We start from the raw sequence: 9,810 nt of genomic DNA, 5'->3' as shown, positions 1-9,810 counted from the left end.
GTCGCACCGTGATCTTCGCGACGCACAAGGTGAACTTGCTGGCCCAGGCCGACTACATCATGGTGATCAATCAGGGTGTGATCGCCGACTTCGGCGAACGCGACCTGATGCTGGCCAAGCTGACGGGGGCCGCGCCGCAGCAACCGCCGCCCGCGCCGGCCGCGCCGCCGCTCCGCGCCCACTGACCGACCGCCGCTCGCCCCAATCCTTTGCAAGACACCGCCCGATGGGCGGGTCCATCAGGCTCAAGACAAGATGAAGCCCCCTTCGATCAAGCGTCCGACGGACAACTACAATGGCGTGGCCAAGATCGGCTACGGCATTATCGCCTTCACGTTCGTGGGTCTGCTCGGCTGGGCGGCGTTCGCGCCGCTGGACAGCGCGGTCGTGGCGCCCGGGGTCGTCTCGGCCGAGGGCAACCGCAAGACGATCCAGCACCTGGAAGGCGGAATGCTCCGCAAGATCCTCGTGCACGAGGGCGACAAGGTGAAGGCCGGACAGATCCTGTTCGAACTGGACCCCACCCAGGCCAACGCCGCCGCGGGCATCACCAAGAACCAGTACGTCGCCCTGAAGGCCATGGAAGCTCGTCTGATCGCCGAGCGCGATCAGCGGCCGACCATTAGCTTCCCCACCGAGCTGACCAGCCAGCGGGCGGACCCCATGGTCGCGCGCGCCATAGCCGACGAGCAGGCTCAGTTTGCCGAACGGCGGCAGACCATCCAGGGCCAGGTGGACCTGATGAACGCCCAGCGTGATCAGTATCAGAGCGAGGTCGATGGTATCGACCGCCAAAACCAGGGCCTGAAGGATCAGCTTGGCTATATCAATGACGAGCTGAGCGATCTGAAGAAGATCTACGATAAGGGCCTGGTTCCGAGGCCGCGTCTGCTGGCGCTGGAGCGCGAACAGGCCAACCTGTCGGGTTCGATCGGCCGCCTGTCCGCCGACCGCGCCAAGGCCGTGCAGGGCATGTCCGAGACCCAGCTGAAGATCCGCCAGATCAAGCAGCAGTTCTTCCAGGACGTCAGCCAGAGCATCGCCGAGACGCGGGTGAAGCTGGCCGAGGTGACCGAGAAGGAGGTCGTGGCCTCCGACCAGCAGCGGCGCATCAACGTCGTGTCGCCGGTCAGCGGCACGGCTCAGAACCTGCGCTTCTTCACCGAGGGCGCCGTAGTGCGCGCCGCCGAGCCGATGGTCGACATCGCGCCCGACGACGAGGCCTTCGTGATCCAGGCCCACTTCCAGCCGACCGATGTCGACAACGTGCACGCGGGCATGACGACCGAGGTCCGCCTGCCGGCCTTCCACTCGCGCAAGATCCCGATCCTGAACGGCAAGATCCAGTCGATTTCGCGTGACCGCATCGTCGATCCGGAAGGCAAGACCTCGTACTTCCTGGGCATCGTCCGGGTGGACCTGAAGCAGCTGCCGCCCGAGTTCCGCAGCAAGGTCACCGCCGGGATGCCGGCCCAGGTGGTCGTGCCGACCGGCGAGCGGACGGTGCTGCAGTACCTGTTCCAGCCGCTGCGCGAAACGCTGCGCACCACGATGCGGGAGGAATAGGGCCCAGTTCAAAGGCCTGATTTCCCAAGCTTTTCGGATTGAGGCGTCTGGCGGCCGAAATGTCGCCGACGCCGCTTTCCAATCGGCTCCAATAGTGTAGTCAAACACCTTCATTCTTACTGGAGTCGGCGACGGCGCATGACGAAGACGGCCTTGATCACCGGCATCACCGGACAGGACGGCGCCTATCTGGCCAAGCTCTTGCTGGAGAAGGGCTACACGGTCCACGGGATGCTGCGCCGCTCGGCCTCGGCCGACGTGATCGGCGATCGCCTGCGCTGGATCGGCGTCTATGACGACATCCAGTTCGAGCTGGGCGACCTGCTGGACGAGGGCGGCCTGTCGCGCCTGATGCGCCGGGTCCAGCCGGACGAGATCTACAACCTCGCCGCCCAGAGCTTCGTCGGCGCCTCGTGGGATCAGCCGCACCTGACCGGTTCGGCCACGGGCCTGGGCGTGACCAACATGCTCGAAGCGCTGCGGATGGAGTGCCCGCAGGCCCGCTTCTACCAAGCCTCGTCGTCGGAGATGTACGGCCTGGTGCAGCATCCGATCCAGTCGGAGACCACCCCGTTCTATCCGCGTTCGCCCTACGCGGTGGCCAAGCTCTATGGTCACTGGATGACGGTGAACTATCGCGAGAGCTTTGGCCTGCACGCGTCGGCCGGCATCCTGTTCAACCACGAAAGCCCGCTGCGCGGCATCGAGTTCGTGACCCGCAAGGTCACCGACGCGGTGGCGGCCATCAAGCTGGGTCAGCAAAAAACCGTCGAGCTGGGCAATCTGGACGCCAAGCGCGACTGGGGCCACGCGCGCGATTATGTCGAGGCGATGTGGCTGATGCTGCAGCAGGAAACGCCGGACGACTACGTGGTCGCCACCGGCAAGACCTGGACCGTGCGCGAGATGTGCGAGACGGCCTTCGCCAGCGTCGGCCTGAACTACCAAGACCACGTGACGATCAATCCCAAGTTCCTGCGTCCGGCCGAGGTGGACTTGCTTCTGGGCGATCCGTCGAAGGCCAAGGCCAAGCTGGGCTGGGAGCCCAAGACGACCATGCAGGACATGATCGCCGAGATGGTCGAGGCCGACATCGTCCGGCGGTCGCGCAACTGATGGGCCCGACCCTCGACATTGGGGGCGTCGTCATCATCGGCGGCGGCGGTCACGCCAAGGTGGTCATCGAGAGCCTGCGGGCCTCGGGCCAGACCGTGGCGGCGATCGTCGACGCCGATCCGACGCCGCGCGCCGTGTTGGGGGTTCCGGTCGTCGGCGACGATGCGAAGCTGGCCGAGCTGAAGGGGCGGGGGCTTTCGAAGCTCTTCGTGGCCATCGGCGACAACCGCCTGCGCCAGGTTCTGGGCCGCAAGGGGCGCGACATGGGCTTTTCGCTGGTCAACGCCATCCACCCGTCGGCCGTGATCTCGCCGACCGCGACGATCGGCGAGGGCGTCGCCATCATGGCCGGCGTCGCGATCAACGCCGACAGCCGCGTCGGCGACCTGGCCATCGTCAATACCGGCGCGGTCGTGGACCACGACTGCGTGCTGGGCGCGGCCTGCCACCTGGGGCCGGCCTCGGCCTTGGCGGGGACCGTGACCATGGGAGAGCGCGCCTTCCTCGGCGTCGGCGCGCGGGCGATCCCTGGCGTGAGCATCGGAACGGATACGATCGTCGGGGCCGGCGGCGTCGTGGCGCGCGACCTCCCGGACGGCGTTCTGGCGATCGGCGTTCCGGCCAAGATCAAAGGAGACCGGCGATGAGCAGCCCGGCCAACACCCTGCCCAGGATTTCCGTCGCCGCCCCGCGGCTGGACGGCAAGGAACGCGAGTACGTCCTGGAGTGCATGGACACGACCTGGATTTCCTCGGTCGGCCGGTTCATCTCCGAGTTCGAGAAGGCGTTCGCCGCCTATTGCGGCGTCAAGCACGCCATCGCCTGCAACAACGGCACCACGGCCCTGCACCTGGCCCTGGTCGCGCTGGACATCGGTCCGGGCGACGAGGTGATCGTGCCCAGCCTGACCTATATCGCCTCGGCCAACGCGGTGACCTACTGCGGCGCGACGCCGGTGCTGATCGACAATGATCCGCGCACCTTCAATCTCAACCCGGCCAAGCTGGAGGCCCTGATCACGCCGCGCACCAAGGCGATCATGCCGGTGCACCTCTATGGCCAGATCTGCGACATGGACCCGATCCTCGAGGTCGCCAAGAAGCATAACCTGCTGGTGATCGAGGACGCGGCCGAGGCGGTCGGCGCGACCTACAAGGGCAAGAAGTCGGGCGCGCTCGGAACCTGCGCGACCTTCAGCTTCTTCGGCAACAAGATCATCACCACCGGCGAGGGCGGGATGATCACCACGGACGACGACGCGCTGGCGACCAAGATGCGTCTGCTGCGCGGCCAGGGCATGGACCTGGACCGCCGCTACTGGTTCCCGGTCGTCGGCTATAACTACCGCATGACTAACATCCAGGCCGCGATCGGCCTGGCGCAGCTGGAGCGCGTCGACGAACACCTGGACGCTCGCGAGCGGGTGGTGGCTTGGTACGACGAGAAGCTGTCGCGCCTGGGCAACCGGGTGATCAAGCCCTATGTCGCGCCGACCGGCCGTCACGTGTTCTGGATGTACACCGTGCGTCTGGGCGAGGGCCTGTCGACCTCGCGCGATCAGGTGATCAAGGATCTGGACGCCCTGGGTATCGAGAGCCGGCCGGTCTTCTATCCGATGCACGTCATGCCGCCCTACGCCCACCTCGCGACGGGCGACCTGGCCCAGGCCGAGGCCTGCGGCGCGGACGGCCTGAACCTGCCGACCCACGCGGGCCTCACCGAAGCCGACATCGACCGCGTCGTCGCCGCGCTCGACCAGGTGCTGGTCTAGCCGATGCGTATCGTCCTCCTGTCCTCGATCGTGCCGTTCATTAACGGCGGGGCGCGCTTCATCGTCGAGTGGCTCGAGGAGAAGCTCGTCGAGGCGGGCCATGAGGTCGAACGCTTCTATCTGCCGTTCGTCGACGATCCGAACGAGATTCTTCATCAGATCGCCGCCTGGCGGATGATGGACCTGACCCAGTGGTGCGATCGGGTCATCTGCTTCCGTCCGCCGGCCTATGTCGTGGACCATCCGCACAAGGTGTTGTGGTTCATCCACCACATCCGGATCTTCTATGACCTCTGGGACACGCCCTATCGCGGGATGCCGGACACGCCCGAGACCCGCGCCATCCGCGACAATCTGCGAACCCTGGACACCCAGGCGATCAACGAGGCCAAGGCGGTGTTCACCAACTCGCGCGTGGTGGCCGACCGCCTGAAGACCTACAACAACATCGACGCCACCCCGCTGTACCCGCCGATCTACCAGCCCGAGCGCTTCAGCCACACGGGCTATGGCGATGAGATCGTCGCGATCTCGCGCCTGGAGCCGCACAAGCGTCAGGCCCTGATGATCGAGGCGATGCAGTACGTGAAGACCGGCGTGAAGCTGCGCCTGGCCGGCACGGCCTCCAGCGCCGAGTATGGCCGCCAGCTGATCCAGCGGGTCCAGGACCTGGGCCTGCGCGACCGCGTGATCTTCGAGGATCGCTGGATCACCGAGGACGAGAAGGCCGAGATGCTGAAGGGGGCCCTGGCCGTCGCCTACCTGCCCAAGGACGAGGACAGCTACGGCTATCCGTCGCTGGAGGGCGCTCACGCCCGCAAGCCGATCATCACCACCACCGATAGCGGCGGGGTGCTGGAGCTGGTCGAGCACGGCCGCAACGGCCTGATCAGCGAACCCGATCCGCGCGCCCTGGCCGAGCAGTTCGACCGCCTCCACGCCGACAAGCAGGGCGTGGCCAAGATGGGGACCGCGTCGCTGAATCGCCTGGCCGAACTGAAGATCGACTGGAGCACCGTCGTGGAGCGCCTGACCTCATGAAGGTGTTGGTCGTCAACAACGCCGCTCCGTTCCAGCGGGGCGGGGCCGAGGAACTGGCCGACCATCTGGTCCGCCGCCTGAACGCCACGCCCGGCGTGCAGTCCGAGCTGGTGCGCGTTCCCTTCACCTGGGAACCGGCCGAGCGCCTGATCGAGGAGATGCTGATCTCCAAGGGCATGAGGCTTTACAATGTCGATCGCGTGATCGGCCTGAAGTTCCCCGCCTACCTGATCCCGCACCCCCAGAAGGTTCTGTGGCTGCTGCACCAGTTCCGCCAGGCCTACGATCTTTCCGAAGCGGGCCAGAGCCACCTGGATTTCGACGAGACCGGGCGCGCGGTGAAGGCGGCCATCCGGGCGGCCGACAATGCGTGCTTCGCGGAGTGCCGCAGGATCTTCTGCAACTCGCCGGTCACCCAGAACCGTCTGATGAGGTTCAACGGCGTCTCGGGCGAGGTGCTGTATCCGCCGCTGAACGATGGCGAGCTGTTCACGGGGGGCGACTATGGCGACTATGTCTTCGCGGGCGGCCGTGTGGCGGCGGGCAAGCGCCAACATCTGCTGATCGAGGCCTTGGCGCTGCTGCCCAAGGGACCGCGTCTGCTCATCGCCGGCCCGCCGGAGAACGAGGCCTATGCCGACCGCCTGCGCAAGCTGGTCGAGGATCTGGACCTGAAGGACCGGGTCGAGCTTCGGTTCGGCTTCCATCCGCGCGCCGACATCGCCCGCTGGGTCAATGGCGCCCTGGCCTGCGCCTACCTGCCGTTCGACGAGGACAGCGTGGGTTATGTGACCATGGAAGCCTTCGCCGCGGCCAAGCCGATGCTGACGGTCACCGACAGCGGCGGGCTGCTGGAGATCGTCAGCGAGGACACCGGCGCGGTCGCCGAACCGACGCCGCGCGCCCTGGCGGACGCGCTGGATCGTTTGACCGCCGACAGGGCGCGCGCGACCGCGCTGGGCGGCGCGGCGCGTAAGCTCTGGCGCGACAAGAATGTCACATGGGAGGAGACGGTGCGCCGTCTTCTTGATTAAGCCACAAAAGTTCGGTTGAAGCCGCCTGACGGCGGGGGCCGTTCAAGTCTGGGATATGCGAGTGCCGTTGAAAAACTTGTCCATCCGGACGTCCGTGATCGCCGTGGCGGCAGCCATGACGGCGTGCGGCCACGCCGGACACGCGCGCGCGGAGACCCTCGCCGACGCGATCACCATCGCCTATCAGAGCAACCCCAACATCCAGGCGCAGCGCGCCGCGATGCGGGCCCTGGACGAGAACTACACCCAGGCTCGTGCGGCCTATGGGCCCCAGGCCAGCGCCACGGTGTCGGAGGACTACAACAACACCAAGGGCTATCCGACCACGAACCAGTTCACGGGCGTCGTCCGGGGCGAGCACGCGACCAGCCAGTCGAACCAACTTTCGCTGAGCCAGGCCCTCTACACGAACGGTCGCTACGCCGCGCGGCTGGCCGGCATCGAGGCTCAGATCAAGGCCTCGCGCGAGAATCTGCGCCGGATCGAGATGGACCTGCTGGTTCGGGTCACGAACGCCTATGTTTCCGTGCGCCGCGACCGTGAGGTCCTGCGGATCAGCGAAGGCGGCGAGGCGTGGCTGCGCAAGCAACTGCAGGACACCGAGGACCGCTATAGCGTGCGTCAGGTCACCCTGACCGACGTGCAGCAGGCCAAGGCGCGTCTGGCGGCCGCCAGCACTCAGGTCGCCAACGCCCGGGCCCAGCTGAACGTCACCCTGGCTAACTATGCCTCGCTGGTGGGGCATATGCCCGACAACCTCGAGCCCGAGCCCGATATCGACGGCCTGCCGACGACCCTGGACGAGGCGTTCAACGAGGGCGAGAAATCCAACCCGACGCTGCTGGCGGCGCTGTTCACCGAGCAGTCGTCCCGCCTGGGGGTCGCCGAGGCGCGGGCCCAGCGCCTGTTCTCGGTCTCGGCGCGCGCCGACTATCGCAACGCGCCCTACCTCGGCTACAGCGCCAAGCAGTTCAACCGCACCGACACCTTCACGGCCAGCATCACGCTCAGCCAGCCGCTGTTCACCGGCGGGCAGATCAACTCCGCGATCCGCCAGTCGATCGAGGAAAACAATCGCGACAAGCTGCTGATCGACGACGCGCGCCGCAACATGGTTCTCGGCATCTCGCAGTACTGGGACCAGCTGGTCGCGGCGCGTCGCACGCTGAGCACGATCGAGGACGAGATGAAGGCCGACACGGTCGCCTTCTACGGCGTCCGCGAGGAAGAGCGCTTCGCCCTGCGCAGCACGATCGAGGTGCTGAACGCCCAGGCCGAACTGCAGAACGCCCAGCTGAACTTCGTCCGGGGGCGCGCCAACGAATATGTCGGCCGGGTCCAGCTGCTGTCGCAAGTGGGCACGCTGGAAGTCGGCAACCTGGCGCCGGGCGTCCAGCCCTACGATCCCACCCGCAACTTCAAGAAGGTTCGCTACAAGGGCGTGCTGCCCACGGACCTGATCGTCCAGACGCTGGACCATGTGTCCTTGCCGATGGAGCCCAAGAAGCCGAAAGCCGGCGACACCACCCCGATCCGTCCGCCGTCCAGCGAGTTGCCGAGCAAGCCGATCGCCGCCGACAAGGTCACGCCGCCGCCGTCGATCAACGACCTGCCGGCCCTGAGCGACGACGCGCCGGTTCGCACCTCGCCGAAAGGCTGAGCCTCAGCTGATCGGCAGGAGGGCGCGGGTCATCGACAGCCATGCCTGTCGGTTGAACGAGACGTGGCCGTTGCGCGTGGTCGCGGCGGCCAGCGCGGCGCGCCACGCGTCGTCCGAGAGCATCCGCGTCAGCTTCCTGGCCGCGTCGTCTTCGTCGGCGGCGGCCCAGCGTCCCGCGCGGTAGATGGCGCCGTCGCCATCGACCGGGATCAGGGCGTAATCGACCAACTGGCTCGACGCGGGGTCCATGAACTCGACGTTCGACGACCAGCCGGTGGCCAGGGTCGGCTTGCCCAGCCAGATCGCCTCGGCCAGCAGCAGGCCATAGCCTTCGGAGCGGTGCAGGGACAGCACGATGTCGGCGCTCGCGGTCAGGCGCGCCATGTCCTCGGCCGACAGGCTGTCGGTCATCAGCCGGATCGTCGGATCGCCCGCGACCAGCGCCTCCAGCGCCGCCATGGTCTGGGGGTGGAGATCCGCGCCGACCACCTTGCAGACCAGCAGGGCGGGCGCGCCAGAGGCGGCCTGGGCGGCCCGGAAGGCGCGCAGGCCAGCGTAGGGGTTCTTGCGCTGGTCGGTCGAGCGCAGGTCGAAGGCCATCAGCGCCACGACGCGATCCTCGGGCAGGTCAAAACGCGCCCGGTCGGCGGCGGGCCGGGGATTCAGATAAAGAGGGTAGGGCGCCGGCGAGACCTTCACCCGAGGCGGGGCGATCTTGCGAAGGGCGTCGGCGGCGAAGGCCGAGGGCGCCCAGACCTCGTCGACCAGGTCGAAAGCCGGGATCCAGTCGATCGGCGCATCCTCCAGCTCCCAGGCCCAGTAGCCGATGTGGCGTCGCCCTCGCAGCGGTCGGCCTTGGGTCGCCCGCACCCAGCGCATCAGTTCCGGCGGGTTGATGTGCGAGATCAGCACGCCCTTTTCGTCGGCCGAAGGGGGCGGAAAGCGGGCCTCCAGGGTCACGGGAAAACCGACGTCGGCCGACAGGTCCACCGCGCGCGTCGCCAGGCCGGCGTCGGCGAAGCCCCGCGCCAGCATCCGGGCGCCCTCGCCCAGGCCGTGCACGGCGCCATGGAACCCGACCACGGTGACGGGCGGGGCCGGCGCCAAGTCGCGCCGTCGGACGCGCCAATGGATGCGGGCCTCGCTCAGGGCCTCGGCGCAGGTTCTGGCCGCGAGGCCGGGCGCGGCCGCGGTCAGGTGGGCCGCTCGACGCGCCGGCGCCGGCAGCCGTCGCCATAGCGCCAGGAGTTGGGATTTCATTCGAACTACGGTCTCGGATCGGCTTTGCGAGGTCGCGCGAACCTATAACGAGTTGTCGCGCCGAAAAACCGCTCTCGACTGTTCGCGCATGACGGGAGCGCGACCGTCGAGATGCGCCACGCGGAGCGCGGGGCTCGCGGCCTCGTTCGCTCGTTCGGAGAATCTTCGCCAAGTGCTGTCGAGCACAATGAGGGATAGCGCGTAATGGAGGGGGTTTGTGTTGGAAATTATTGTAATGGCGTGGTCTTAGAAGGTGTTCATTTGAAAAATGAAAACTAAAATTGGGAAAATTTTATCCATACAGAACTTTGGAGACTAAAAAATATCCGAATTTTGCGCCATTTCGGAGGGAGCGCGCGCCT

At 66.8% G+C, this 9,810-nt stretch carries 8 protein-coding genes and 1 pseudogene; 8 read left to right on the top strand and 1 reads right to left on the bottom strand.

The window, feature by feature from the left end; translation table 11 throughout:
- From OR37_RS19070 to OR37_RS19035, 8 genes and pseudogenes are all read left to right on the top strand, one after another.
- Positions 1-185, top strand: a pseudogene (locus tag OR37_RS19070) (type I secretion system permease/ATPase); the annotation flags it as partial.
- A gap of 70 nt (positions 186-255) precedes the next feature.
- Positions 256-1,566: an HlyD family type I secretion periplasmic adaptor subunit gene (locus OR37_RS19065; protein WP_004623984.1), complete on the top strand. Its 1,311-nt coding sequence runs from the start codon at positions 256-258 to the stop codon at positions 1,564-1,566.
- Between the two features lie 138 nt (positions 1,567-1,704).
- Complete coding sequence (gene gmd, locus OR37_RS19060) at positions 1,705-2,682, top strand: GDP-mannose 4,6-dehydratase (protein WP_004623982.1); 978 nt, start codon at positions 1,705-1,707, stop codon at positions 2,680-2,682.
- Positions 2,682-3,329 carry an acetyltransferase gene (locus OR37_RS19055; protein WP_004623980.1) on the top strand — a complete coding sequence of 216 codons (648 nt, stop codon included), beginning with the start codon at positions 2,682-2,684 and terminating at the stop codon, positions 3,327-3,329. Before gmd ends, OR37_RS19055 begins: the two co-directional genes overlap by 1 nt.
- A complete protein-coding gene (locus OR37_RS19050; RefSeq protein WP_004623979.1) occupies positions 3,326-4,453 on the top strand; it encodes a DegT/DnrJ/EryC1/StrS family aminotransferase in 1,128 nt (375 codons plus the stop codon). The genes OR37_RS19055 and OR37_RS19050 overlap by 4 nt, the downstream gene beginning before the upstream one ends.
- Positions 4,454-4,456: 3 nt before the next feature.
- Positions 4,457-5,494 (top strand): glycosyltransferase family 4 protein, encoded by a 1,038-nt coding sequence (locus tag OR37_RS19045; protein WP_004623978.1) that lies wholly within the window; start codon positions 4,457-4,459, stop codon positions 5,492-5,494.
- Positions 5,491-6,528 carry a glycosyltransferase family 4 protein gene (locus OR37_RS19040; RefSeq protein WP_004623977.1) on the top strand — a complete coding sequence of 346 codons (1,038 nt, stop codon included), beginning with the start codon at positions 5,491-5,493 and terminating at the stop codon, positions 6,526-6,528. The genes OR37_RS19045 and OR37_RS19040 overlap by 4 nt, the downstream gene beginning before the upstream one ends.
- Before the next feature lie 55 nt (positions 6,529-6,583).
- Positions 6,584-8,188 carry a TolC family outer membrane protein gene (locus OR37_RS19035; RefSeq protein ID WP_035017729.1) on the top strand — a complete coding sequence of 535 codons (1,605 nt, stop codon included), beginning with the start codon at positions 6,584-6,586 and terminating at the stop codon, positions 8,186-8,188.
- A gap of 3 nt (positions 8,189-8,191) precedes the next feature.
- Here OR37_RS19035 and OR37_RS19030 read toward each other — a convergent pair whose 3' ends face one another.
- Positions 8,192-9,448: a glycosyltransferase family 1 protein gene (locus OR37_RS19030; RefSeq protein WP_004623975.1), complete on the bottom strand. Its 1,257-nt coding sequence runs from the start codon at positions 9,446-9,448 to the stop codon at positions 8,192-8,194.
- Positions 9,449-9,810 lie beyond the last annotated feature (362 nt).

This window comes from Caulobacter vibrioides OR37, assembly GCF_000372645.1.
GTDB classification, from domain to species: domain Bacteria; phylum Pseudomonadota; class Alphaproteobacteria; order Caulobacterales; family Caulobacteraceae; genus Caulobacter; species Caulobacter vibrioides_E.
This window is presented reverse-complemented; position numbering and strand designations above follow the sequence as displayed.